General features: G+C 59.4%; 25 protein-coding genes and 1 pseudogene. 15 read left to right on the top strand and 11 right to left on the bottom strand.

Translation table 11 applies throughout. From position 1 onward, the window contains the following. Positions 1 to 235: 235 nt before the first annotated feature. The 5 genes and pseudogenes from hemN to FJ954_RS18175 all read right to left on the bottom strand — a co-directional run bounded on the left by hemN (position 236) and on the right by FJ954_RS18175 (position 3,159). Positions 236 to 1,554, bottom strand: a pseudogene (gene hemN, locus FJ954_RS18195) (oxygen-independent coproporphyrinogen III oxidase). A 256-nt stretch (positions 1,555 to 1,810) separates the two neighbouring features. Further along, positions 1,811 to 2,152 (bottom strand): ferredoxin FdxA, encoded by a 342-nt coding sequence (gene fdxA / locus FJ954_RS18190; RefSeq protein WP_140662251.1) that lies wholly within the window; start codon positions 2,150 to 2,152, stop codon positions 1,811 to 1,813. Between the two features lie 9 nt (positions 2,153 to 2,161). Further along, positions 2,162 to 2,398, bottom strand: a complete 237-nt coding sequence (locus FJ954_RS18185; protein ID WP_140662250.1) for a hypothetical protein — start codon at positions 2,396 to 2,398, stop codon at positions 2,162 to 2,164. Continuing rightward, positions 2,392 to 2,637, bottom strand: coding sequence for a hypothetical protein (locus FJ954_RS18180; protein ID WP_140662249.1), 246 nt, complete (start codon positions 2,635 to 2,637; stop codon positions 2,392 to 2,394). The genes FJ954_RS18185 and FJ954_RS18180 overlap by 7 nt, the downstream gene beginning before the upstream one ends. Positions 2,638 to 2,730: 93 nt before the next feature. Then, entirely contained in the window at positions 2,731 to 3,159 is a 429-nt protein-coding gene (locus FJ954_RS18175; protein ID WP_140662248.1) for an Rrf2 family transcriptional regulator, read from the bottom strand. 250 nt (positions 3,160 to 3,409) lie between these two features. Between FJ954_RS18175 and FJ954_RS18170 the strand changes: the two genes are divergently transcribed. The 13 genes from FJ954_RS18170 to FJ954_RS18110 all read left to right on the top strand — a co-directional run bounded on the left by FJ954_RS18170 (position 3,410) and on the right by FJ954_RS18110 (position 13,130). Next, a complete protein-coding gene (locus FJ954_RS18170; protein WP_140662247.1) occupies positions 3,410 to 3,664 on the top strand; it encodes a DUF2249 domain-containing protein in 255 nt (84 codons plus the stop codon). 69 nt (positions 3,665 to 3,733) lie between these two features. Continuing rightward, the gene (locus tag FJ954_RS18165; protein WP_140662246.1) at positions 3,734 to 4,072 is read left to right on the top strand and encodes a metal-sulfur cluster assembly factor; all 339 of its coding nucleotides are present in this window, start codon (positions 3,734 to 3,736) and stop codon (positions 4,070 to 4,072) included. A 152-nt stretch (positions 4,073 to 4,224) separates the two neighbouring features. Further along, entirely contained in the window at positions 4,225 to 4,668 is a 444-nt protein-coding gene (locus tag FJ954_RS18160) for a pseudoazurin (protein WP_246681096.1), read from the top strand. Between the two features lie 610 nt (positions 4,669 to 5,278). After that, positions 5,279 to 5,410 carry a hypothetical protein gene (locus FJ954_RS32265; protein ID WP_281407729.1) on the top strand — a complete coding sequence of 44 codons (132 nt, stop codon included), beginning with the start codon at positions 5,279 to 5,281 and terminating at the stop codon, positions 5,408 to 5,410. 177 nt (positions 5,411 to 5,587) lie between these two features. Continuing rightward, positions 5,588 to 7,237, top strand: a complete 1,650-nt coding sequence (gene ccoN / locus FJ954_RS18150; RefSeq protein ID WP_140662435.1) for a cytochrome-c oxidase, cbb3-type subunit I — start codon at positions 5,588 to 5,590, stop codon at positions 7,235 to 7,237. 4 nt (positions 7,238 to 7,241) lie between these two features. After that, positions 7,242 to 7,994, top strand: coding sequence for a cytochrome-c oxidase, cbb3-type subunit II (gene ccoO / locus FJ954_RS18145; RefSeq protein WP_140662244.1), 753 nt, complete (start codon positions 7,242 to 7,244; stop codon positions 7,992 to 7,994). Positions 7,995 to 8,015: 21 nt separating this feature from the next. Beyond that, positions 8,016 to 8,180 (top strand): cbb3-type cytochrome c oxidase subunit 3, encoded by a 165-nt coding sequence (locus FJ954_RS18140; RefSeq protein WP_140662243.1) that lies wholly within the window; start codon positions 8,016 to 8,018, stop codon positions 8,178 to 8,180. Then, positions 8,171 to 9,052, top strand: coding sequence for a cytochrome-c oxidase, cbb3-type subunit III (gene ccoP, locus FJ954_RS18135; RefSeq protein ID WP_140662242.1), 882 nt, complete (start codon positions 8,171 to 8,173; stop codon positions 9,050 to 9,052). Before FJ954_RS18140 ends, ccoP begins: the two co-directional genes overlap by 10 nt. Positions 9,053 to 9,065: 13 nt before the next feature. Beyond that, positions 9,066 to 9,263 carry a hypothetical protein gene (locus FJ954_RS32050; RefSeq protein ID WP_140662241.1) on the top strand — a complete coding sequence of 66 codons (198 nt, stop codon included), beginning with the start codon at positions 9,066 to 9,068 and terminating at the stop codon, positions 9,261 to 9,263. Between the two features lie 36 nt (positions 9,264 to 9,299). Continuing rightward, a complete protein-coding gene (locus FJ954_RS18125; RefSeq protein WP_140662240.1) occupies positions 9,300 to 10,106 on the top strand; it encodes a DUF2189 domain-containing protein in 807 nt (268 codons plus the stop codon). 14 nt (positions 10,107 to 10,120) lie between these two features. Beyond that, the gene (locus FJ954_RS18120; protein WP_140662239.1) at positions 10,121 to 12,409 is read left to right on the top strand and encodes a heavy metal translocating P-type ATPase; all 2,289 of its coding nucleotides are present in this window, start codon (positions 10,121 to 10,123) and stop codon (positions 12,407 to 12,409) included. Beyond that, positions 12,406 to 12,555, top strand: coding sequence for a cbb3-type cytochrome oxidase assembly protein CcoS (gene ccoS, locus FJ954_RS18115; protein ID WP_140662238.1), 150 nt, complete (start codon positions 12,406 to 12,408; stop codon positions 12,553 to 12,555). Before FJ954_RS18120 ends, ccoS begins: the two co-directional genes overlap by 4 nt. 329 nt (positions 12,556 to 12,884) lie before the next feature. Then, complete coding sequence (locus FJ954_RS18110) at positions 12,885 to 13,130, top strand: DUF982 domain-containing protein (RefSeq protein WP_140662237.1); 246 nt, start codon at positions 12,885 to 12,887, stop codon at positions 13,128 to 13,130. Positions 13,131 to 13,916: 786 nt separating this feature from the next. On the opposite strand, the gene FJ954_RS31840 is transcribed toward FJ954_RS18110, so the two are convergent. Next, complete coding sequence (locus tag FJ954_RS31840) at positions 13,917 to 14,177, bottom strand: molybdopterin-dependent oxidoreductase (RefSeq protein ID WP_210243322.1); 261 nt, start codon at positions 14,175 to 14,177, stop codon at positions 13,917 to 13,919. A 553-nt stretch (positions 14,178 to 14,730) separates the two neighbouring features. On the opposite strand from FJ954_RS31840, the gene FJ954_RS31835 reads away from it, so the two are divergent. After that, on the top strand, positions 14,731 to 14,919 hold the full coding sequence (locus FJ954_RS31835) for a hypothetical protein (protein ID WP_210243321.1): 189 nt from the start codon (positions 14,731 to 14,733) through the stop codon (positions 14,917 to 14,919). A 191-nt stretch (positions 14,920 to 15,110) separates the two neighbouring features. Here FJ954_RS31835 and FJ954_RS18100 read toward each other — a convergent pair whose 3' ends face one another. Beyond that, positions 15,111 to 15,326 (bottom strand): DUF2945 domain-containing protein, encoded by a 216-nt coding sequence (locus tag FJ954_RS18100; RefSeq protein WP_140662236.1) that lies wholly within the window; start codon positions 15,324 to 15,326, stop codon positions 15,111 to 15,113. A gap of 197 nt (positions 15,327 to 15,523) precedes the next feature. On the opposite strand from FJ954_RS18100, the gene FJ954_RS18095 reads away from it, so the two are divergent. Beyond that, complete coding sequence (locus FJ954_RS18095) at positions 15,524 to 16,093, top strand: DUF488 domain-containing protein (protein WP_140662235.1); 570 nt, start codon at positions 15,524 to 15,526, stop codon at positions 16,091 to 16,093. A 30-nt stretch (positions 16,094 to 16,123) separates the two neighbouring features. On the opposite strand, the gene pgm is transcribed toward FJ954_RS18095, so the two are convergent. The 4 genes from pgm to tal are packed head-to-tail and all read right to left on the bottom strand — an operon-like array spanning position 16,124 to position 22,745. Next, a complete protein-coding gene (pgm, locus tag FJ954_RS18090) occupies positions 16,124 to 17,785 on the bottom strand; it encodes a phosphoglucomutase (alpha-D-glucose-1,6-bisphosphate-dependent) (RefSeq protein ID WP_140662234.1) in 1,662 nt (553 codons plus the stop codon). Between the two features lie 10 nt (positions 17,786 to 17,795). Then, complete coding sequence (tkt, locus tag FJ954_RS18085; protein WP_140662233.1) at positions 17,796 to 19,907, bottom strand: transketolase; 2,112 nt, start codon at positions 19,905 to 19,907, stop codon at positions 17,796 to 17,798. Next, on the bottom strand, positions 19,849 to 21,648 hold the full coding sequence (gene pgi, locus FJ954_RS18080; protein ID WP_246681095.1) for a glucose-6-phosphate isomerase: 1,800 nt from the start codon (positions 21,646 to 21,648) through the stop codon (positions 19,849 to 19,851). Before pgi ends, tkt begins: the two co-directional genes overlap by 59 nt. Then, complete coding sequence (gene tal / locus FJ954_RS18075) at positions 21,648 to 22,745, bottom strand: transaldolase (RefSeq protein WP_140662232.1); 1,098 nt, start codon at positions 22,743 to 22,745, stop codon at positions 21,648 to 21,650. Before tal ends, pgi begins: the two co-directional genes overlap by 1 nt. Between the last annotated feature and the right edge of the window lie 19 nt (positions 22,746 to 22,764).

Genomic DNA, 22,764 nt, shown 5'->3' with positions numbered 1-22,764 from the left:
CAAGCTTGTGCCCTAGAGGGTTCGCAACGGGATGCCCCACTCCGGGCGGATATCGCCGAATGGGGGTAGCGGCCAGCGCCTATGCGCTTCTCACTCACGCTCCATTCTTAAGCACCGAGGCCCGTGAACTTGCGACCGCGATTTACTTCGGTTAGGGCCTAGGAATGCTTGTTGGCGCGGTCGTGCTGCCTTAACTGTCAACCGCTCCCGGATTCTTGCCTTCGATTGACAACGCTTAGGCGGCCTGACTGTGGCCTCGGCCCGACCGATGGAGATAAGCGTCGAAAGCAGCCGCAGCTGCGCGGACCAGGAACCGATGATCGCGCGGTACCCGGATAATGCTTTCGGCGACGTCGATGATGCCCTCATCGGCGAGTTCGGCAAGCCTTCTATTGTCGGTAAGCAACACGGCCGGATCAAATCCATGCCGCCCGCAAACCTCCCGCACGTCGACTGTGAAGTCGCACATCAGACGCTCGATGATCTCCGCGCGCAGGCGGTCTTCATCGGTCAGCCGGTAGCCCCTGGCGGTCGCCAGTCGGCCGGAAGCGACCGAACCGGCATAGAAGCCGAGGCCAACCTGGTTCTGAATATAGCCATGACGGGTGTGGCCGATAGCGGAGGCGCCGAAGCCGACCAGCGTTTCGCAATTGTCGGTGGTATAGCCTTGGAAGTTGCGCCGCAACTTTCCCGTAGGTCGGGCAGCGCAAAATGATCCAGCCCGACCTGAACGCAGCCCCGCGGCAACGGGCGTTTCGGCTATGGCCTGCGACTGCTCCATGCGAGCGACGCTATCAGGCAGGGTCGGTTCCTCGATCATGCGCTGATGCTTCTTGACAGCACATGAGCGTAGCCGAACACTGCAAGCCGGTCAGGCCGCATGGCGGCTGCGACTTTGGCCTCGTCGATACAGGATCGAACCGTCTGGTGAGGAGGCCGTAGATCAGGTGGAAATTGATGCCGCTTACGCCGGACTGGCGCAGGCGGTCGACCGCCTCCAGTGTTGTCTCCTCACTTTGGATGCGGTTCACCGCTCTCTGGACCACCGGGTCGAAGCTCTGTACGCCCAGGCTGGCGCGGCTGACGCCCGCGCCGCCCAAGGCTCCCGCCATCTCGATCGTTAGCGTGCGCGGATCGATCTCGACCGCAATCTCGCGGTCTCGGCCAAAGCGAAGCGAAGAGATCCGTCAGTGCTACGAAATCCGCTGGCGTGACGATGGTGGGGGTACCGCCGCCGAAGTGTACCCTGTCGACATGAAGTGGCTGCGCCGCCTGCGCGGCGACCATCTGGATCTCGTTGCGAAGCAGATCCAGATATTCAACGATGGGCTGATCTTTGGCCGTGACGGTGGTGTGGCAGCCGCAATACCAGCACATCGAGCGGCAGAAGGGGATATGCAGGTAGAGGGAGGCCGGAGCGCCTCGCGGCAGGTGCGACAGCCAGTTTGCATAGGTGTCGACGTCGACCGAAGGCGAGAACTCCGGCGACGGTGGGTAGCTGGTATAGCGCGGCAGGCGCGCCTCACCATATTTTTGCAAAACAGACAATTTCATGCGCTTCCTCGCCTCCGTTGAAGCATGGAACACTTATCGATTTCCCGCCCGGCTTCTTTGCGGGAATGGCAAATGTCTTGCATCTGGGAAGGCGATGCTGCGGAACGGTTGTGCGCGCCACCGACGAGATTGGCGGCGTCAAAACCCGGCGAGTACAGAAATCGAAGCTGCGGACCATTCCGCCTGCCGCTGCCGGACCAGTCGACCGAAATTGATTTGCCCCCGCACCGTCGGCGGTCAGGTGAACGGCCCCAGATCAATCGCCCTCACCGGGTTCGCCGCTGAAATGGGCGTCGAATTTTCCGGGCACTCCGTCCCAGACTCTCGCGTCGGCGGGCGGTATCTTCTTGCGTGTTATGTTGGGCCAGGAGGACGCATATTCGTGATTGAGCGCGAGCCAGGCCGGAGTGGCTGAAGGGTCCGTGTCCGGGAAGATTGCTTCCGCTGGACATTCGGGGACGCACACGCCGCAGTCGATGCACTCGTCGGGGTGGATGACGAGCATGTTCTCGCCCTCGTAGAAGCAGTCCACAGGACACACTTCGACGCAGTCCATGTACTTGCATTTGATGCAATTGTCGGTGACGACGTAGGCCATGTGAGATCCTCAGGCGGCAATCGGGCTCGGACTTGCCGCACGCGCCGTCTCGGCTCGAGCCGCGGCAAGCGCCATCCAGTCGCGGTAGAGGCCTTGGTCCTCCCTGGAAAAGGACATGCGGCGCTTCATGTCGTCGAAAGTTTCACCAGGATGGCTCCCATCATAATCCCCCCGAACCAAGGATTCGAGACAAGCACGCTCGCCTGTATCCGCGGGCCAGACGAAATCGTGCGAATTGCTCAGCATGGCAATCTCCTTTCGGTTAGTTCAATATCCATCGCTGCCTGGGATCTATCCTGCTCCAGCGCCCAAATCGCGCAGGGCGGGCAGTCGACGCCACATTGTTCGATCGCTGAGAAGATCAGGCCGAGCCGCTCGTGGCGTGACAGGCCGCAGGTGAGGTCCGGGCGCATCACCGCTGGCAAGAATCCTCGAACGGTGCGCAACGTGTGACCGATGAAAGTGGCTGGCAAGGTGATCATCATTAGCTAAAAGATCTATTGTAAATGTATCTTTTTGGCTTTGACCCAGCAAGGGAAAACAATGCGACCAGGTGAAGCGGGGAGCGTCGCCAGCCCTTAGGCCGCCGGCTGGATGCCGAAATCTTCGGGACTGAGCAGAAGGTCAGCCAGGGTGTAGCGGCCAAGCGTCCCGGAGAAGGCGGCGAGAGCCTCCTTCAGCATACCGCGCAGGCGACAACGCGGGGTGATCAGGCAGTTGTTTTCGCTTCGAAAGCATTCGACCAGCGCAAAGTCGGGCTCGGTCGCGCGCAATACGTCGCTCAATCGGATTTGCTCTGGCAGCCTGGCGAGCGCGAGGCCGCCAGAGCGGCCGCGCACCGCCTTCAGGAAGCCGGCGCGGGTCAGTTGGTTGGCCACCTTCATGAGGTGCGCGCGGGAAATTCCATAAACCTGAGCGGTTTCCTCGATTGTGACCAACTGCCCGGCTCTGGCCGCAGCGTACATGAGCAACCGCAGCGAGTAATCGGAGAAATCTGTCAGTCTCATCCAAAGTCCTCTTGGCGACCAACGCGGCATCTCGGCGGTCAAAACACCAGAAAGATGCCCTGCAGAGGTATCTTTTGCAAGGCGCTCAATTTTCAGCGTTTCTGGCGCGATGCTAAAACATACATTGACAATGTATCTTTGTGCATCGAATATCGATGACCGTCGGCGCAGCGCAAGTTGCCTCGCCAGAGCGGCGGCCCGGGACGAGATTGGATCCGCCGCTCCTCACTGAAATCGAAGGAACGATTCAATGGCACTTACGACAGAAGCAGAAACGAACGAAATAGATGTCCGCAGCCTGGTGCCGATGCAGAGGCACCAGAAGATCTTCGAGCTTGTCGATCAGCTTGCGCCCGGGGGGAAATTCATCCTCGTCAACGATCATGATCCCAAGCCCCTCTACTACCAGCTGAAGGCAGAACATCCGCACCAATTCTCCTGGACCTATCTCGAGAGGGGGCCGGTCTGGCGCGTCGAGATCGGTCGCCTCTCGAAGGCGGCGTGAGATAGGCATCGCAACCCAACAAGCCGCCCGCGGACTTCGCGTGGGCGGCGATGTGGCAGGGACCGTGACATGACGGGTGGAGCAGAATCGCGGCTGGACGACGAGAAGGTCAAGCAGGCGCTTCGCCTCGTGATCGATCCGGAACTGGGCTACAACATCGTTGATCTTGGGCTTGTGTACGCTGTCCTGGTCAACGACGGCGGTGTCGTCAACATCGTGATGACCACCACGACCCGCGGTTGCCCCGCCACCAACTACATGAAGGAGGGGGCCCGCGACGCTGCCTGGAGCGTTCCAGGCGTCGAATTCGTCGAGGTCACCCTGACCTATGAACCACCCTGGTCGCCACAAAAGATGAGCATCGAAGCCAAGCGGCACCTCGGCATCGGCGATAATGGCTCGTGGTGAGCGACGTTCGCACCGACTTGACCAAGTCCACGGAGGCCAACCTAAATGCAATACCGACGGGCAGATCGGATCGATGGCTTCCGGATATCCAGTCGCCAGCGTCGAGTTGCTGACAAGGCCGCCATCGAACTCCTGAACAGGAAGGTAAGTTCATGAGGCACGCATTTGCAGTCGCTGCCTCACTCGCGGTATCGATGTTCGCTGGACACGCCCAGGCGGCCGATCACCAAATCCAGATGCTCGACAAGGGTGAGAAAGGCGTGATGGTTTTTCAGCCTGACTTTGTCCGAGCAGCGCCGGGCGACACCGTGACGTTCGTGCCTACTAGCAAGGGACATATTGCTCAAAGCATCTGGGGCATGATTCCGGACGGTGCAAAGACCTTCAAAGGTAAAACTAGCGAACAGATCACCGTTATGCTCGACAAGGAAGGTGTATACGGCGTGAAGTGTGCGGCTCATTATGGGATGGGCATGGTGGCGCTGATCGTCGTCGGCAGACCGGTCAATCTGGCGCACGCCGCGACTGTCAAACAGTCGGGGAAGGCAAAGAAAGTGTTCGAGAGCCTGTTGGCTCAAGTTCAAGCCGGCAATTGAGGCACGGCAAATCTTAATCTGGATATCAGCGCGGTTCACAAAGGTGAACATTTCTTCGCGTGGATTCTTCTCTCTGAAAAGCACTCAATGGCCCCGCCCAATCGTTTGCCCGGCAGTGCTTCCTTCCGATTTCCGGCCGTTTTTCCTTCTCGGCTCACTATGGGGCTATTCTGGGTGCCTTTGGTCTACGGCGCGCTCGAAACCTCCGTGAGGTCAAAAGAATGATTTAGATCAAGGCAAGATCTGCCTCTTTTGATGAACGTTCGGCCCATGTGGAACCCTATCGTCACAGCTCCGTTCGATCTTGAGCTCGAACTAGCCGTCCTCAACGAGGATGGCGAACATGCGCTTGTGTTCCCCTGCACGAAGGATCGGGAATACTGGAAAAACGCGTTAACTGGCGAGCGGATCGACATCCATCCAACTCACTGGCGCGCTTGGCAGCCTTCGAGTTCGACAAAGTGACAGCTTCCTTGCTCACCGCTCTAGACGCGGAAGAATGGGAGAATCGGCCTGATGGCTTCCCCGCAGGAGTCGGTGCAATGACGAAGGGACTTCCGGGACAGCCCGCCATCTTGCCGACAGGGGCGCCACGCGCTATTTCAGATGTATGACCGATGCAGTCAAAGTTCACCGCGATTTGGCAGCCGTGCTGGCCTTTGGCTTTGGTGCGATCGTGGTGGTGGTCAGCTTGACATCGTTGGCTTTAACGCTCCTTGCCATTATCGGCATTCATATCTGACAGCGGCAGCCTTCGATCGAACCTGCCTTCCACCAGGCGGGCCATCGTCTGGCTCGACAGACGTCGCCCCGGGGGCTCGCTCTGCCCACCATTGCTTGAAACCAATGATTTGAACTGCCATGGTGCTATCAAGCGATATGTATCGACTGGTACAGGCGAGCAGGAGGAATTGAATTGATCACCGAGCTGACCTCCAGCGAACGCCAATCCGCGGCAGTGATCCTTCTCGTGATGGCGATGGTAGGCGTTGCCATGGCTGCCCTCGGCAAGTCTGATCCGTTTGGGGTGCACGGCGTGATCGTGCTGATTTACAGTGTTGGTCTGCTGTTTCTCGTGCTGTCATCGTTCTACGCGCCTGAGCCGCAGGCAGACCGGCAGGCCAGCTATTATGACGACCCCATCAAGGTAGGCATTGCGCTGTCGATGGCTTGGGCCGTTTTTGGCATGTTCATGGGTGTTTGGATCGCATCGCAACTTGCCTGGCCGAACCTCGCCTTCGATGCCGCCTGGTCGACCTTCGGTCGGCTGCGTCCTACCCATACCACTGGCGTAATTTTCGGCTTCGGTGGCAATGCCCTCATCGCGACCTCATTCCACGTCGTGCAACGCACCTCGCGCGCTCGTCTAGCGGGCCAGATCAGTCCATGGTTCGTGCTGTTGGGTTTTAATCTTTTCTGCATTCTGGCCGTCACCGGCTACTTCATGGGCGTGACCCAGTCAAAGGAGTATGCAGAGGCCGAATGGTACGCAGACCTTTGGCTGGTGGTGGTGTGGGTGACGTATTTCCTTCTTTATCTTCGCACCCTTGCGCGGCGCAAGGAGCCGCATATCTACGTGGCCAATTGGTACTACATGGCCTTCATCGTAGTCGTCGCGATCTTGCATATCGTCAACAACCTCGCCGTGCCCGTGTCGATTGGGCACGCCAAGAGCTACACGATCTGGGCGGGGGTGCAGGATGCCATGGTTCAATGGTGGTACGGTCACAACGCCGTCGCCTTCTTCCTCACGTCGGGCTTCTTAGGCATGATGTATTACTACCTGCCGATGCGGGCGGGACGGCCAATCTTTTCCTACAGATTGTCGATCCTCAGCTTCTGGGGGATTACCTTCTTCTATATGTGGGCAGGCTCTCACCACCTCCACTACACGGCGCTGCCGCACTGGGTCCAGAACCTGGGCATGACATTTTCCGTGATGCTCTTGGTCCCATCCTGGGCATCCGCAGGAAATGCGCTGCTGACACTGAACGGCGCCTGGCATAAGGTGCGCGACGACGCCACCTTGCGCTTCATGATGGTAGCCGCCGTTTTCTACGGCCTGTCCACCTTCGAAGGGTCTTTCCTGGCAATTCGTCCAGTGAATTCGCTTTCGCACTACACAGACTGGACCATCGGCCATGTCCATGCCGGCGCGCTCGGTTGGGTGGCATTCATCACCTTTGGCTCGCTTTACGCGCTCGTTCCCGCGCTGTGGAAACGCGACCGCATGCATTCGGCCGCCCTTGTCGAGGTTCACTTCTGGCTCGCGCTCGCTGGAACACTCATCTACGTCTTTGCGATGTGGAACTCCGGCATCATACAGGGGCTAATGTGGCGCACCTACACAGAAGATGGGACGCTGGCCTATTCCTTCGTCGATTCTCTGGTCGCCATGTATCCCTATTACATCGCGCGCGCTTTTGGCGGCCTCCTGTTCCTGCTTGGGGCCCTCGTCGCCTGTTACAACATCTGGATGACCGCCCGAGCCACGCCGCTCCTTGCGGGCAGTCAGCTGGATCTGCCGGATGGGCGTCCTGTGGGCACAGCGCCGAGCCCCGCGGAGTAAGAACATGCCTGAAATCTTTCACCGCAAGATTGAACGGACGGCGATTGGTTTTGTCCTGGCTATCATCGCCGCTGCCAGCGTCGGCGGCCTTGTCGAGATCGCGCCGCTGTTCACCATCCACGAGACTGTCGAAGAGGCGCCTGACATGCGTCTCTATACGCCTTTGGAGCTCGCCGGCCGCAACATTTATGAACGAGAGGGATGCTACGCCTGTCACAGCCAGATGATCCGTACCTTGCGTGACGAGGTCGAGCGCTATGGGCCCTATTCGCTTGCGGTCGAATCCAAATACGATCACCCCATGCTTTGGGGCTCGAAGCGTACCGGGCCGGATCTTGCGCGCATTGGTGGCAAGTACTCTGATCTCTGGCACGTAACGCACCTTACGAACCCGCGGGACGTCGTTCCGGAATCCAACATGCCGTCCTATCGGTTTCTCGCCCGCACTGCGCTGGAAACAGCCGATTTCGGTATGCAGCTGGCGGCGATGCGTGAAGTCGGCGTGCCCTATACCGACGATATGATCGCCAATGCGGCGAGGGATGCCTTTGGCCAAGCGACTCCCGACAGCGATTTCTCGGCGGGCGTTGTCGAACGCTATGGCGAGAAGACCCAGGTGAGCGCCTTTGACGGCGTTACGACCGAACTCACCGAGATGGATGCGCTGGTCGCATATCTGCAAGTGCTCGGGCGCCTGACGGACGCTGCCTACAAGCAGACAGCGGCGTCGGAAAAAGCGGAGGGTTCACAGCAATGACGAGGCAACAGAGTACGCACGATGGATCACGACACGCTCGTCGCATTCTCTAAGAGTTGGGGCCTGTTCTACTTGATCGCATTTGCCACTGGCGTTTGCGTTTATGCGTTCTGGCCATCAAACCGCAAGAAGTTCGATGATGCCAAGAAGAACATTCTCGATCGGGACGACACGCCATGGCAGTAGAGGAAATTGACGCCGCAAGCGGCCACGCGACGACCGGACACGAGTGGAACGGCATAAAGGAACTCGATATCCCCGTTCCGCGAGGCGTTCTGATGTTCCTCGTCATCACGCACCTGTTCGCCGTGATCTGGTGGTTCGTGATGCCGACCTGGCCTTTGGGGACGACCTATACCAAAGGTCTGCTCAACACCGATCAGCGCAAGATCGTGGCGGAGAAGCTCGTCGAGGCGAACGCCGACCGAGCATCATGGTCCGATGCCATAGGGAATTCGAGCTACGACGAAGTGCGGTCGAATCCGCAGTTGATGGACGTCGTAAAACAGACCGGCCACCGGCTCTTCGGCGATAATTGTGCGGCCTGCCATGGGCGGGATGGCAAAGGCGGCAAGAACTATCCCGACCTGAGCGATCACGACTGGATCTGGGGCGGCGGCCCGGAAGCAATCGCACAGACGATCACGACGGGCGTCAATTCCAGTCACGCTGACAGCCGGGTTTCGCAAATGCCGGCTTTTGGGCGCGACGAGATGCTTGATTCCGCGCAGGTCAAGACCGTGGCGGCCTATGTCCATTCACTCAGCAATCCGACCGACTCCACGCCCAAGACCATCGAAACGATCGAAGCGGGCAGGCAAGTCTTCCTGACCACGTGCGCGGCATGTCATGGCGAAGACGCCAAAGGAAAAGCAGATCTTGGCGCGCCCAACCTTACCGATCAGTATTGGATATATGGCGGCAACCTTCAAAGCATTATCGTCACCATTCACGGCGGACGCCAGGGACACATGCCGACTTGGGACAAGCGGCTCGGCCCGCTGCAAATCAAGATTCTTGCACTCTATGTCTATTCGTTGGGACTCGAGAGCCCATGACGGGATGAAGAAAATGGCACTGGCGAAACAGAAACGATCACGAGTTCCGCCCCTGGTCTGGCTTCTTGTTCCGGCCGCAATGCTGCTTTTCGCCGGGGCGAACGCGCATCTGCTCTATGTTGCATTCACCTCACAGCCGGAATGCGTTTCGCATCTGAGGGCACCCGACCCCTCGAGCGGCAGATTCAGAGCCGCGAATTCCGACTGTTGAAAAAGAGACCCGTGGGCCGCTCGCGAGGAAAGCAAGATGAGTGATGTCGATAAACGCTACGGCTTGCTGAACGAAGTCTCGGGCATCGAGGAAACCCGAAATCCACAGCGCCAGCGACATTTGCCGATGGGCGCGGCCCTCGGGTGGCTCACGGCAGGCTGGCGCGATCTCATGGTGAGGCCTGGTCCCAGCCTCGTCTATGGGTTCGCCGTCTTTGTCGTTTCGGTCGTCTTTATCTGGACGATGTTCGTCCTCGAGTGGGATTACATCCTGTTTCCCGCTCTTGCCGGATTCATGATTGTGGCTCCTGTTCTCGCGGTCGGGCTCTATGAAAAAAGCAGGGCCATCGAAAACGGGGAGCAGCCGACGTTGGGTGCGATGCTGCGGGTCAAGCCGCGTGCTGGCGCGCATATGTTCTTCACCGGTCTCTTGCTTTGCCTGCTGATGCTGTTGTGGATGCGGGCGGCGGTGCTCATCTATGCCTTGTTTTTCGGCATCCGGCCATTTCCCGGCCTTGATCACATCATCGGCGTACTTCTGACGAGCCCTATGGGATTGGCCATGATCATCATCGGAACCTTAATCGGCGGGCTGTTCGCCGCCTTCGGTTTTGCGATCAGCGTCTTCTCCGTTCCGATGCTGCTGGATCAGCGGACAGACGCGTTGACGGCCATGGCAACCAGCATGGCGATGGTCTGGAATAACCTTATCCCCATGATCACGTGGGGAGCGATTGTGCTGGCCCTGTTTGCGGTAAGCGTCGGCACCGGTCTCATCGCCCTGATCGTGGTCTTCCCGTTGTTGGGTCATGCCACCTGGCATGCCTATAAAGCCATTCGCTGAATCGGCCAGGTCGCATGTCCTGCTGTTCACCAGCCGACGCCCGGCTCGAACTTGAGACACTCCATTCCATAGTGCCCGAGGAAATCCTGCTGGGCAGCCGGGACCTCGGCGACGGCACGCGTCAAACCGACCTTTCGGTTCCAGCCATGCACTGCGGAGCCTGCATGGCGGCGGTGGAAAAATCGCTCTCTTCGTTGGATGGGGTCATCAGTGCGCGTGTCAACCTCTCCATGAAACGTGCCGCCGTCCGCTGGCGTGCGGTCGAAGATACAGTCCCGGATCTGATTGGGTCGCTTGAGAGAATTGGTTACCGGGCGCACCTGTTTACTCTCGGAGCCGACGCGAAGGATACCGAACTGCCTCGGCTTGTCAGGGCGCTGGCGGTTGCCGGCTTCTGCAGCATGAACATCATGATGTTGTCAGTGTCAGTGTGGTTTGGTGCTGACGGCCAAACGCGGCAAGCATTCCATATGGTTTCGGCCGCTTTGGCTCTTCCGGCACTTCTGTATTCCGGGCGGATTTTCTACCTGTCGGCGTGGGCGGCGTTACGACACAGCCGCACGAACATGGACGTTCCGGTTTCGATCGGCGTGGCGTTGGCATTTGGCCTCAGTCTATACGACACCGCCCACAATGCGCCGCACGCCTATTTCGACGCGGCAACGACCCTGCTTTTTTTTCTTCTGATCGGGCGCACGCTGGAACATATGATGCGTGAAAAGGCGCGTTCGGCGGTTTCTGGCCTGGCCAGGCTTTCGCCTCTGGGCGCAACACTAATCGATGCGGACGGCACTCGAAGATACGTTCCAACGATGGCCGTTGAGCCCGGCTCGCTCCTGTTCATCGCTCCGGGCGGCAGGATTCCGGTGGACGGCATCGTAGAGACGGGAAATTCTGAGCTAGACCACTCGCTGGTTTCAGGAGAAAGTGCGCCCGTCTCTGCGGCGCCCGGCACGGCAGTGCAGGCCGGGCTCTTGAACCTCAACGGCCCGCTCACCGTAAGAGCAACCGCACGCGCTGAAGACTCGTTTCTGGCACAGATGTTGAGGATGATGGAAGCCGCCGAGGGAGGACGCGCGCGTTATCGCCGCATTGCCGACCGTGCGTCGGCATTGTATTCACCAATAGTCCACACGATCGCTTTGGTGTCTCTTCTTGGCTGGCTTTACGCGACAGGCGATTGGCACCTGTCGATATCTATCGCGATCTCCGTCCTCATTATAACCTGCCCTTGTGCCCTCGGGCTTGCCGTTCCTATCGTTCAGGTTGTAGCCACGGGGCGCCTCTTCGAGCGGGGCATCATGGTCAAAGATGGCTCCGCGCTAGAACGTCTCGCCGAGGCGGATGCGGTCCTTTTCGACAAAACGGGAACGCTGACCCTGGGAAACCTGTGCCTGACCAATGTCGACGTAATCCCTCCCTCGGCCCTTGGCATTGGCGCTGCAATCGCGGCCGGATCGCGCCATCCTGCGGCCAGGGCGATCGTCGTGGAGGCCGCCCGTCGATCAATGCCCACATTCTCCTTCGACAACCTCGAGGAGGTTCCCGGTCTCGGACTGGAGGGCTCTGCGAAGGGCAGTCGCTATCGTCTGGGCCGCGCCGGTTGGGCACTTGGAAGGGGATCGGAAGACGAAAACTGCTCGCCCATGGGCACGGCTGCTGTCCTGGCGAGGGACGGTCAACGGCTAGCGACGTTCCTGTTTGAAGACCAGATACGCCCTGATGCGGCACGGACTGTCCGAAATTTGATGCGCGCCGGGATTGCTAGCGAGATCCTGTCAGGCGACCGTATTGCTGTCGTCAACGCTATTGCAAAGCAACTCGGCATCGGCCGAGTTTCGGCTGAGCTCCTGCCGTTAGACAAAGTGGCGCGAGTCGCCGAGCTGGCTCGCTGCGGCAAAAGGGTCCTGATGGTTGGCGACGGACTGAATGACGCTCCCGCACTTGTCGCCGCCCATGTCTCGATGGCACCGGCTACCGCTGCAGATGTCGGCCGCAACGCTGCCGATTTCGTCTTCCTCAAAGAGAGCCTCTCAGCGGTGAACGATGCACTGATCGTCTCGCGCCGAGCCGGCTCGCTGATCCGCCAAAATTTTGCGCTGGCCATAGCCTACAACGCCATTGCGGTGCCGATAGCTATTGCCGGCTCCGTAACCCCGTTCTTTGCTGCGTTAGCTATGTCGTTTTCCTCAATCTTGGTGATAGCCAACGCGACAAGATTGAGAATCTCGGACGCTCCCGCATCCCGAACTAAACTTCCATCCTTAGATCGGTTGTCGGTCCACCTTGGCAGCCGTCCATGAATTACCTGGCCGTCCTCATTCCAGTCGCGATCCTGCTAGGCCTCGTCGGGCTTGGAGCATTCATGTGGTCTTTGCGGTCCGGCCAGTATGACGATCTGAGCGGCGCAGCAGAGCGGATATTCCTGGATGACGAAGACCGTCCTTAGTACCCGTTCGACGAGACGCTCGTCCGTGCAGGCCGCACCTCACTGGTCCTGCGACGCATATCAAATGGGCCAAAGCACGAAAAGTGCCTGCATGACAATGAAGAGCGCAGCGACGATTGCGACAACCAGCGGAGCCTTCTACCCTGTCTGGATCGGTTCTTTCCCGGTACCTGGCTCGCTCGTTCCATGTCAATTGGCAGTGCGTTAAATCTGTCATCTCAGCGCCAGGTGGCTTGATAAATTCATATCGTCATACGATATATACGGATGGCGACGTTTTCGATGTCCAAGAATAAAACCAGAGGCATTCTCATTTTGAGAGGCGGCCAATGTACGATGGGTGGTTTTCAAAGCCCGTTTCCGTCGCGACCGGCGTGAGCGGTGACATCCGGACCCTTATGAGCGCTCAACAAGCGACACAGCTCCTGACTGCCAACTGGCGCGATACCGGCAGCCAGAAACATCTTGCCGCCCTGCGAGCCTGCCGACAGGCGGTGCAAGGCGGCATTCCGGCCGATGTCGCGAGGACGGCTTTTGTGGAAGCGGCTCGAGCGGCACATATGTTGATCGAATAGCACCAACGTGCAATTCGTCGTCGCCATCCGGTAGCGGCCCAGCGGCTGGTGCTTCAGCATCTGCCGGGGCAGGATCGCGCGTGGCAGCTTGCTTGTTCAACCAAATCAGCCTTGTTCGGCGCCATCCTGTTGTCTACGGCGGGTGGTGCCCGTAACCGGTTGTGGAAGCGCGTCCAGAAGCACGCCCAGCCGGCTGCGAAGGGCCTGAAGCGACTGCGACGCGATCGGTCAAATCGGGGCTGATCAGACGGGGGAAGCTGCGAGTGTGGATTGACTGACCGACACCCCTCACTCGGGAGAGATCCGCCAGATCCCTCGATCAGTTCGAAATTTTTAGAGACCGGGCCGCATCTTGCTCGAGCGTAACCTTCGACGCTAGAGGCGAACGAACGTTTTTGAACCGCTGTCGATCAACCTCCCAGCAATTACGCGGCTTCCAATTGATACGGTAAAGTATATGAGATGAGTAGGTCCGGACCGCAAAAAATTGCATCGCCTAATCCGATCATGTCGGAACATAACAAACGTCGATCTCGGCCGCTTGCCTAAGGGCGTAACGACAATTGGCGTTTTTTGCGGACAAACGTCAGGGCAAGCCTTTCGTTGTCGATGCGCCACGCGGACGTGACACCGGTGACGCTCCAGCCCGCCGTCCACACCTACCCATTGCGTACGTCTTGAGACCCTGCAGCGCCATGACGTTGCCTGCCTGCAAGTTCTTCAGTTTGAGATAGCGATGGGGCATCGGTCCGCGTCGGCTCGGTCACCGACGTGCGCGGGCGAACGTCAGATTGGCATGCGATAGCCATAGAACTCATGGTCCTTGCTGTAACCGCCCTGGCCTGAACCGAGGTCGGCGAAATCGCGCACGAACTCGATCGCTGCGATCCATTTGACCATCTTGAAACCGAGTTCGTTTTCGCACCGCAGCCGCAAAGGTGCGCCATGCAGGATACTGACTGGCGCACCGTTCATCTCGTATGCGAGGATTGTCAGGTGATGATACATGTTTTTGATCTTGTGGACGTCGTAGTTAGCGGCCGCCATCGGCTCCATCGGCCAGCGAGTAAAACACCGCGTAGCGGGCCTCCGGTGTCGGTTTCACCAGATCGAGAATATCGCGCAGGGGGACGCGCCCCATTCGGCGACTCCGGACCAACCTGGATGGGCGCCGCGACGAAGACGGTGATGAAGTAGGTGAGCTGCTGGAGGCCCTTGTAGCGGGTCCAGCCCTCGTCGACGGGAAAGTTCAGCGAGGCTTACTGGACCGCTGTCGACAGTGCGGCCGGAAATACCTCCCAGGTCAACGGCACCAACCTGCGCCGTTGGTCGGTGGAGAACAGTAAAAGGCGATGCCGTTGATCAGCCACAAGAGGTTGACCGAGAAATGCTACCAACGCGACAGGCCGAGCGTATGGCGCAATCCGGGAATGCCGAGCATGTCGGCAGCGTGACGGAATCATCCTTGGCGGTCCAGATACGGTCCTTAGGCACCGGCACTTGGAAGCGAAACCAAACGCTCCCCGGTGTGCAGCCGCGGCCCCAATACAGTCGTGGATGATCAGCCAGGATCTGCAGGCCTGTCCGCATGATGAATAGCATGAAGAACATGTTCAGGAAATGCTGTGCCTGCAGCCACCAAGGGAAACCGGAGTCCACCGCCGGCGCCGATTGCGCGATGCCTGGATGGTTCTGGATGAAGGCGGTCACGCTCGAAAGCTCGCGCAAGCTTTGTGCCAAGGCAATCAGTGCAGAGCAGCGCGGCGACGCCGATCGGCAGCGCCCATAGCGTATTGATCCAGCGAGTCCCAATGCGGATGCGTGGGAAAATTCCCTGCTGGGGCGGCATCCAATGATTGAGACGGATGCGATCGTCGGCGTCGCTGAGCTTTGCCGGGATCGGGTCGGGTGAGGGAGGCTGGGAACTGATGGGCATCGGCGATCACTTTCTGGTGTCGATCACGCCTGGCAATGATGAGGTCAAGCGCGAAGTTTGGTGAGCGCCGAGCCCTTGTGAAAAGCGATGTGCTCGGTCTTGCCGCTTTTGATTTCGTATTGCGGTGCTTCCGCACTCGCATGGTGTGTGTAGTCGTGGACCTCGAAATCGCGTGTGTGTACGCGAACGATCGTGCCGCTGACGCGCCCGGCTTCCGAATTCCAGCTCACGTGATCGCCGACTTTGAATCTATCCGCCATGCGGCTCGACCAGGGGTAATAGGGGTTCTCACGGAACCATGACGCCGTTTCGCACCTGGTTGGCGCGGTCGAACGGCGATGATCCATCACTCAACCGTCGCGCTCGAATTCGGTTCCAGTGAATCGCTTCCCGATACAGGGCCTTTTTGACCTGGAGGATAAACCGGCTACGATCCGCACCGAGGTGGCCGGTCGCCATGCGCCCCCAGATTGGAATCGAAACGAGTACCTTCTTCACCATAGGCCATTCCACGCGCACGATCGTCGAGTTCGCCGAACTGCTTCAGCAGTCTCGCGTCGATTTCGTTGTCGATGTGCGCTCGATGCCACGTTCGCGCACCAATCCGCAGTTCAACGGCGAAAGCCTTCCGGGCGCGTTGGCGTCGTGGCGGATTGGCTATCAACATATCGCTGCGCTTGGCGGCTTGCGGGGCAAAGCGCGTGGGTCGGAACCTTCCCCCAATAGCTATTGGCGCGTAAGTGGTTTTCGCAATTACGCCGACTATGCGCTGACCGAGCCGTTCGCCCAAGGCTTGGCGCAACTGCGAGAGCTTGGCAGCCAGCATTGCTGTGCAATCATGTGCGCGGAAGCCGTCTGGTGGCGCTGCCACCGCCGCATCATTGCCGACTACCTGCTCGGAGAAGGCGAACGCGTCATGCACATCCTTGGGGCCGAGCATGTTGAGGAGGCCAGCGTGACGCCCGGCGCTGTCATTCGCGAGGATGGAACGATCATTTATCCTGGGGAGCATCTCCTCGGGAAGTAGGCATCGATCACCGCCAGCGGTGGGGCCGGTTCAGTTGCCTTTGATTGCCCCGAGCGCATGGTCGACGATCGACTGCGCCTCGGCCAGGATGGCGCGCAAGTGTTCCTTTCCGCGGAAACTCTCTCCGTAGATCTTGTAGATATCTTCGGTGCCTGACGGGCGCGCGGCAAACCAGCCGTTTTCCGTTGCCACCTTGACGCCGCCGATTTCGGCATTGTTGCCCGGTGCCCGGCTGAGCACTGACAGGATGGGTTCGCCAGCCAGGGTCTTTGACTTGATCTGCGGCGGCGAGAGCTTTGATAATTTTTCCTTTTGTGCTGGGGTCGCGGTTGCCTGGAGCCGGTCAGAGACCGGTTCGCCGAACTCTTTCGTCAGGCTGCGATAAACCTCGCCGGGATCGCGACCCATCCTTGCCGTGATCTCCGCGGAAAGCAGCGCCGGAACTATGCCATCCTTGTCGGTCGTCCAGACGGCGCCGTTGCGGCGCATGAACGTTGCTCCTGCACTTTCCTCGCCGCAAAAACCCAGCGAGTTGTCCTGGAGCCCCTCGGCGAACCATTTGAAACCGACCGGCACTTCGTACAGCCTGCGTCTGAGCCTGGCGCTGACGCGATCGATCATCTGGCTGCTCACCATCGTTTTTCCAACGGCGGCGTCCTTGCGCCATTCAGGGCGATGCTGGAACAGGTAATCAATCGCCACCGACAAGTAGTGATTGGCCGGCAACAGCCCGGCACTGCGCGTGACGATGCCGTGCCGATCGTGATCGGTGTCGCATGCGAAAGCGATGTCGAATTGGTCCTTCAGGCTGACAAGGCCTTGCATGGCGTAGGATGAAGACGGGTCCATGCGGATCTGGCCATCCCAATCGACCGTCATGAAACGAAAGGTGGGATCGACCTGTCGATTGACGATGGTCAAGTCGAGCTTGTAGCGCTCGGCAATGGCGGGCCAATAGTGGACCCCTGCGCCGCCGAGCGGGTCGACGCCCATACGAATATGGGCTCCGCGAATGGCGTCCATGTCGATCACATTGCCGAGATCGTTCACGTAAGCGTTCAGGAAGTCGTGCGCATGGACTGTCGGCACACAGAGGGCCTTCTCGAATGGCATCCGCCGCACGCCTTTCAGGCCGTTGCCAAGTAGCTCATTGGCCTGTTGTTCGATCCAGCCGGTGATATCGGTATCCGCCGGCCCGCCATTGGGCGGATTGTACTTGAAGCCTCCGTCGCCGGGCGGATTGTGCGACGGCGTGATGACGATGCCATCTGCAAGTCCGGTCTTGCGGCCTTTGTTGTGGATCAGGATTGCGTGGGAGACGGCTGGGGTGGGCGTATACTCGCCACCAGCCGCCATAATCACCTCCGCTCCGTTCGCGGCCAGCACCTCAAGGGCGCTCGCAAAGGCTGGCTCCGATAGCGCATGTGTATCGATGCCGACGAATATGGGACCGTCGATACCCAGTCGCTTGCGGTAGTGACAAATGGCCTGACTGATTGCCAGCACATGCGCCTCGTTGAACGTGTTCTCAAACGCCGTGCCGCGATGCCCGGACGTCCCGAACGCAACCCGCTGCAACGGGATGGCAGGATCGGGGGCCTGGCTGTAATAGGCGGTGACGAGCTTGGCGACGTTGACCAGCAGGTCGGCCGGGGCCGGCTTTCCGGCCAATGCACTGATTTCCATGGTCATGCTGGTCGCCTCATTCGGTTCGGGCAATCCCGACTTGTTTGATTGAGCGGCGGCCCGCAATTTGCGCCTTGGCAGCCGCAACGAGGTGTGCCGGCTCGAATCCGAAGTGTTCTGCGACGACCTTTGATGGAGCGGACAGGCCGAAACTATGCAGAGCAAGGATGGCGCCGTCGAAGCCGGTATACCGTTCCCATCCGAAACCGGATGCTTCCTCCACTGCCACGCGGGCGGTTGTCGTTGGCGGCAGGACGGTGTCGCGATACTCCTTTGGTTGGCTTTCAAACAATTCCCATGACGGCATGCTGACGACGCGTGCCTTGATGCCCTCGGCCTTCAGCTGTTCATAGGCCGTCACGCAGAGCGCGACTTCGCTGCCGGTCGCCAGTAGCAGGACATCGGGTTCGCCGTCGGGCGCATCCGCCAGTACATAGGCGCCCCGTGCCACGCCGCCTGCGTTTGCATAGATCGAGCGATCGAGCGTCGGTACCGCCTGTCGCGTCAGCACGAGGCAGACAGGCCTGTCCTTGAGATGCATGATGACCTTCCATGCCTCCACGACCTCATTTGCATCAGCCGGACGCAGCACGATCATGCCGGGCATGGCGCGGAACGAGGCAAGCTGCTCGATGGGCTGGTGGGTTGGCCCGTCCTCCCCGAGGCTGATGGAATCGTGGGTCCAGATGGAGATGAGCGGGAGTTCCATCATCGAGCCCAGCCGCAGCGCCGCGCGGCAGTAGTCGGTGAAAATCAGGAAGCTGGAGACGAATGGCCGCAGCTTCGACAGGCTCATGCCGTTGCCGATGGCGCACATGGCATGTTCGCGCAGGCCAAAGTGGAAATTCCGCCCGCGGTAGCTGACGGCCTGGTCACCCTCTGGGGTCTGAAAGTCGCCGGCAAAGTCAAATTCGAGGCTCGTCTTGGTTGACGGCGACAGGTCGGCCGCGCCACCCATCAGCCATGGCATGTGTTCCGCGATGGCGTTCAACACCTGACCGGATGAGTCCCGCGTCGCGAGGCCTTTCGCATCGGCCGCGAAGACGGGTAGCGTGGCGTCCCACCCGGGAGCAACTTCACGTAGCTGCATCTGATCGATCTGTTCGGCCAGGTCGGGATATTGTTTACGATAGGCCGCGAACAATTTTCGCCAGGCGGCATGAGCGGCGTCCCCACGCTTGCCCATATGTGCGCGGAGATGCGCCACGACCCCTTCCGGAACCTTGAAATCGGCGTCCGGATCCCAGCCGTAGAATTCCTTAGTCAGCCGAACCTCTTCGGTGCCCAGCGCCTCTCCGTGAGCTTTGTTTGTGTCATGCTTGTGCGGCGCGCCATAACCGATATGGCTTTGAACGATGATTAGCGTGGAGCGGTCATGCGTATCGATGAACGTCTGATAGGCCTTGCCCAGCAACACCAGATCGTTTGCATCGCTTACCCGCTCGACGTGCCATCCGTATGCGGCGAAGCGGGTTGCCACATCTTCAGTGAACGTAAGGGCAGTAGGACCCTCGATGGTGATGTGATTGTCGTCGTAGATCCAGCAGAGGTTCGACAATTTGAGGTGTCCCGCCAGCGATGCTGCCTCGCTGCTGAGCCCCTCCATCATGTCGCCGTCGCTGCACAGGGCATAGACGTTGTGCGAGAACAGAGCATAGTCGGGTCGATTGTACGTGGCCGCCAGCCACCGTTCCGCAATTGCCATGCCAACGCTTGTCGCGGCGCCTTGTCCGAGAGGACCTGTCGTGGTTTCCACGCCCGAGGTCCAGCCATATTCGGGATGCCCCGTGCAGTGGCTGCCAGCCTGGCGAAAATTCTTGAGATCGTCCAACATCACCGCAAGTCGACCGCCAGATGGATAGCTCGCGCCCTTCGCCTTGACGCCGCAAAGATAAAGCAAGCTGTAGAGCAGGGCGCAGGCATGCCCGGCCGAAAGAACGAAGCGGTCGCGGTTCGGCCAATCAGGGTCGGCAGGGTCGTAGCGCAGGAAGCGCTGCCACAGGCAATAGGCCGTCGGCGCGGCATCCAGCGGCGTTCCGGGATGGCCAGATTTTGCTTTCTGAACCGCGTCAATGGAAAGCATTCGCAGCGTGTTGATACAAAGCTGGTCGAGTGGCACCGGTTTCATGGGAAATCCTTTGATCGGGTTTATGCAACCCGACTGTCAAAGTGCTGGCGGGTTGCGCTATTGAAGGTTTGGTCAGGTCGGCGCCATGGGCGATTCGCCTCCGGAATCGGCGATAGCGCTCGATCAAAGCGTTGGTCGAACTGTCATGTTGGAGATTTGGGATCTCGGAGGCTGCCAGTTCAGAGATTGTTTTCTCGGCCAGTGCCTTACCCAGCTCGACGCCCCATTGGTCAAATGAGTCGATGTTCCAGATGACGCCTTGCGTGAAGACGCTGTGCTCGTAGAGCGCCACTAGACTGCCGAGGGTCTTTGGGGTCAGGCGCTCGGCAAGCAGAGTGTTGGTGGGGCCGTTACCTTCGAAGGTGCGGTGCGGAATCAGCCAGTCCGGCGTCCCTTCGGCCCTGACTTCATCTTCCGTTTTGCCGAAAGCCAGCGCCTCGGTCTGCGCGAAAAGATTTGCCATCAGAAGATCGTGGTGGCGTCCCAGCGGATTCAATGCCTGGCAAAACCCGATGAAGTCGCACGGAACCAGCTTGGTTCCCTGATGAATCAGTTGATAGAATGAATGCTGCCCGTTGGTGCCAGGTTCGCCCCAATAGATCGGCCCTGTCTGGTAATCGACTTTCGTGCCGCCAAGCGTGACGTGCTTGCCGTTGCTTTCCATCGTCAGTTGCTGGAGATAGGCAGGAAAGCGCTTTAGATATTGCTCGTAGGGTAGTATCGCGACCGTCCGCGCCTCGAAGAAATTGTTGTACCAAACTGCGAGCAGGCCCATCAGCGCCGGCAGGTTCTCACCGAACGGCGCGGTTCGGAAGTGCTGGTCCATGTCGTGGAAGCCCGACAGCATCGCCTGGAAATTGTCCCCCCCGACGGCGAGCATGGTGGATAGGCCGATCGCCGAATCCATCGAATAGCGGCCACCGTCCCAATCCCACATGCCAAACATCTGATTGGTGTCGATGCCGAATTCGGCGACCCCTTCGGCATTGGTCGAGACGGCGACGAAATGCCGGGCGACCGCCTGCTCGTGGCCCAGCTTGTGCAGTATCCATTCCCGTGCGGTGTGGGCGTTCGTCAGCGTTTCCAACGTCCTGAACGTCTTCGAGCATATGATGAACAGCGTTTCTTCAGGATTCAGGTCCCGCGTCGCTTCAACGAAGTCGGTCCCGTCGATGTTTGAGATGAAGCGGAAAACCATGTCGCGGCGGCTATAATGGCGCAGTGCTTCAAAGGCCATGACGGGCCCGAGGTCCGAGCCGCCGATGCCGATATTGATGACGTTTCGGATCGGCAGGCCTGTATGGCCGTGCCATGCGCCGCTGTGAATCTTGTCCGTGAAATCGGCCATCTTGCCGAGCACCGCGTGTACTTCCGGCACGACGTCGATACCGTCGACTAACATTCGCTCGCCAATAGGCGCGCGCAGCGCCGTGTGAAGCACCGCGCGCTGCTCCGTCACATTGATCTTCTGACCGCTGAACATCGCTTCGATGCGCTCACGCAGCCTGCACGCCTCGGCAAGTTCAATGAGAAGCTGGACCGTCTCAGCAGTGATGCGGTTTTTCGAATAGTCGAGATAAAGTCCGCAGGCGTCGATGGCGAAACGCTTACCCCGCTGGGAATCATTGGCGAAGAGCTGTCGCAGATGTAACAGGCGCACGTCCTGGTAGTGCGTTAGCAATGCCTTCCAGGCTGCAAGTTGCGTGAGCGGCAATGTCCTGGCCGCAAGAAGCGCGCCCATCATCCGCCGGCCGAAGCGTGGTGGTGTAACTGCTCGCTCTTCGACGCAATCACCGCCATCAGATCAGTCCACGATTTGGTGAAGGATTGCGCGCCTTCCAGCTGGAGCCGCGCGGCAAGCGCCTGAATGTCGACGCCGGATTTTGCAAAGTCGCCAAGCACTATTTCGCTCTCGCCGCCATCCTCCCGCATGACGCCGCTCACCACCCCCTCTTTCGAAAATGCATGGAGCGTCTTCTCCGGAATGGTGTTGATGGTGTCCGGTGCGGCGAGCGCTTCAATGTAATAGGATTGCGGAAGTTGCGGATCCTTGGTCCCGGTGCTCGCCCAAAGCAGACGCTGTGACAGTGCGCCGGCATCGGCCAGCTCGCGCCACCCGGCAGAGGCAAGCCGCTCCCGGTAGGCTTTATAGACTTGTCCGGATATGGCGATGCCGAGGCGGTTCCGCAGCGCTGGGCTAACCTTGTCCATCACCGCCTTGTCCCAGCGGCTGACGAAGATCGAGGCGACCGAGGCGATCTTCGGGTCAAGCCCGGCGTTGATTCGGCGCCGAATGCCTCGGCAATACGCGTCGGCCGCCGCTATGTACTGCTCGCACGAAAACAGCAGGGTGACATTCACGGGGACCCCGGCGAAAATCGAAGCCTCGATTGCCTCGACACCTGCGGCCGTGCCCGGAATCTTGATGAACAGGTTGGAACAGTGCGCCTGTGCGTGCAGCAGCTTTGCAGCCTCGACGGTGCCGCCGGCATCGTTAGCCAGCAGAGGCGACACTTCCAGGGAAACCCAGCCATCGACGCCGCCCGTCGCTTCATGGACCGGACGGAACAGTGCTGCGGCCTGAGTCAGGTCTTCGAGCGCCAATTCGAAGAATAGCTGCTCGCCGCTTTGCCCGTCCCCGCCTTTTCGGTGAAGGGTCTCGTCGTAAGCCGCGCTGTTTCTAATGGCTTCATCGAAAATTGTGGGGTTCGACGTCAACCCAGTCACAGAAAATTCGGTGCAATAGCGCCGAAGGGTGCCACTGCTCAGCAGATCGCGGGTGATGTTGTCCAACCAAAGGCTCTGGCCGAGTTCGTGCAATTGGGTTGTTGCGTTCATGGCGCCCTCGCTAGTGGCG

Source organism: Mesorhizobium sp. B2-3-15 (assembly GCF_006442875.1).
Lineage (GTDB): Bacteria > Pseudomonadota > Alphaproteobacteria > Rhizobiales > Rhizobiaceae > Mesorhizobium > Mesorhizobium australicum.
This window is presented reverse-complemented; position numbering and strand designations above follow the sequence as displayed.

Coding starts and splice junctions, on each gene's coding strand:
- fdxA (WP_140662251.1), bottom strand. CDS start 2,152: ATGGCCTACGTCGTCACCGACAATTGCATCAAATGCAAGTACATGGAC.
- FJ954_RS18160 (WP_246681096.1), top strand. CDS start 4,225: ATGAGGCACGCATTTGCAGTCGCTGCCTCACTCGCGGTATCGATGTTC.
- FJ954_RS18185 (WP_140662250.1), bottom strand. CDS start 2,398: ATGCTGAGCAATTCGCACGATTTCGTCTGGCCCGCGGATACAGGCGAG.
- FJ954_RS18180 (WP_140662249.1), bottom strand. CDS start 2,637: ATGATGATCACCTTGCCAGCCACTTTCATCGGTCACACGTTGCGCACC.
- ccoP (WP_140662242.1), top strand. CDS start 8,171: ATGGCAGTAGAGGAAATTGACGCCGCAAGCGGCCACGCGACGACCGGA.
- FJ954_RS18165 (WP_140662246.1), top strand. CDS start 3,734: ATGACGGGTGGAGCAGAATCGCGGCTGGACGACGAGAAGGTCAAGCAG.
- FJ954_RS31840 (WP_210243322.1), bottom strand. CDS start 14,177: ATGGCGGCCGCTAACTACGACGTCCACAAGATCAAAAACATGTATCAT.
- tkt (WP_140662233.1), bottom strand. CDS start 19,907: ATGAAACCGGTGCCACTCGACCAGCTTTGTATCAACACGCTGCGAATG.
- FJ954_RS32050 (WP_140662241.1), top strand. CDS start 9,066: ATGGCACTGGCGAAACAGAAACGATCACGAGTTCCGCCCCTGGTCTGG.
- FJ954_RS31835 (WP_210243321.1), top strand. CDS start 14,731: ATGAAGAACATGTTCAGGAAATGCTGTGCCTGCAGCCACCAAGGGAAA.
- pgm (WP_140662234.1), bottom strand. CDS start 17,785: ATGACCATGGAAATCAGTGCATTGGCCGGAAAGCCGGCCCCGGCCGAC.
- FJ954_RS18110 (WP_140662237.1), top strand. CDS start 12,885: ATGTACGATGGGTGGTTTTCAAAGCCCGTTTCCGTCGCGACCGGCGTG.
- FJ954_RS18100 (WP_140662236.1), bottom strand. CDS start 15,326: ATGGCGGATAGATTCAAAGTCGGCGATCACGTGAGCTGGAATTCGGAA.
- FJ954_RS18175 (WP_140662248.1), bottom strand. CDS start 3,159: ATGAGACTGACAGATTTCTCCGATTACTCGCTGCGGTTGCTCATGTAC.
- FJ954_RS18170 (WP_140662247.1), top strand. CDS start 3,410: ATGGCACTTACGACAGAAGCAGAAACGAACGAAATAGATGTCCGCAGC.
- FJ954_RS32265 (WP_281407729.1), top strand. CDS start 5,279: ATGACCGATGCAGTCAAAGTTCACCGCGATTTGGCAGCCGTGCTGGCC.
- FJ954_RS18125 (WP_140662240.1), top strand. CDS start 9,300: ATGAGTGATGTCGATAAACGCTACGGCTTGCTGAACGAAGTCTCGGGC.
- FJ954_RS18140 (WP_140662243.1), top strand. CDS start 8,016: ATGGATCACGACACGCTCGTCGCATTCTCTAAGAGTTGGGGCCTGTTC.
- pgi (WP_246681095.1), bottom strand. CDS start 21,648: ATGGGCGCGCTTCTTGCGGCCAGGACATTGCCGCTCACGCAACTTGCA.
- FJ954_RS18120 (WP_140662239.1), top strand. CDS start 10,121: ATGTCCTGCTGTTCACCAGCCGACGCCCGGCTCGAACTTGAGACACTC.
- FJ954_RS18095 (WP_140662235.1), top strand. CDS start 15,524: ATGCGCCCCCAGATTGGAATCGAAACGAGTACCTTCTTCACCATAGGC.
- tal (WP_140662232.1), bottom strand. CDS start 22,745: ATGAACGCAACAACCCAATTGCACGAACTCGGCCAGAGCCTTTGGTTG.
- ccoO (WP_140662244.1), top strand. CDS start 7,242: ATGCCTGAAATCTTTCACCGCAAGATTGAACGGACGGCGATTGGTTTT.
- ccoS (WP_140662238.1), top strand. CDS start 12,406: ATGAATTACCTGGCCGTCCTCATTCCAGTCGCGATCCTGCTAGGCCTC.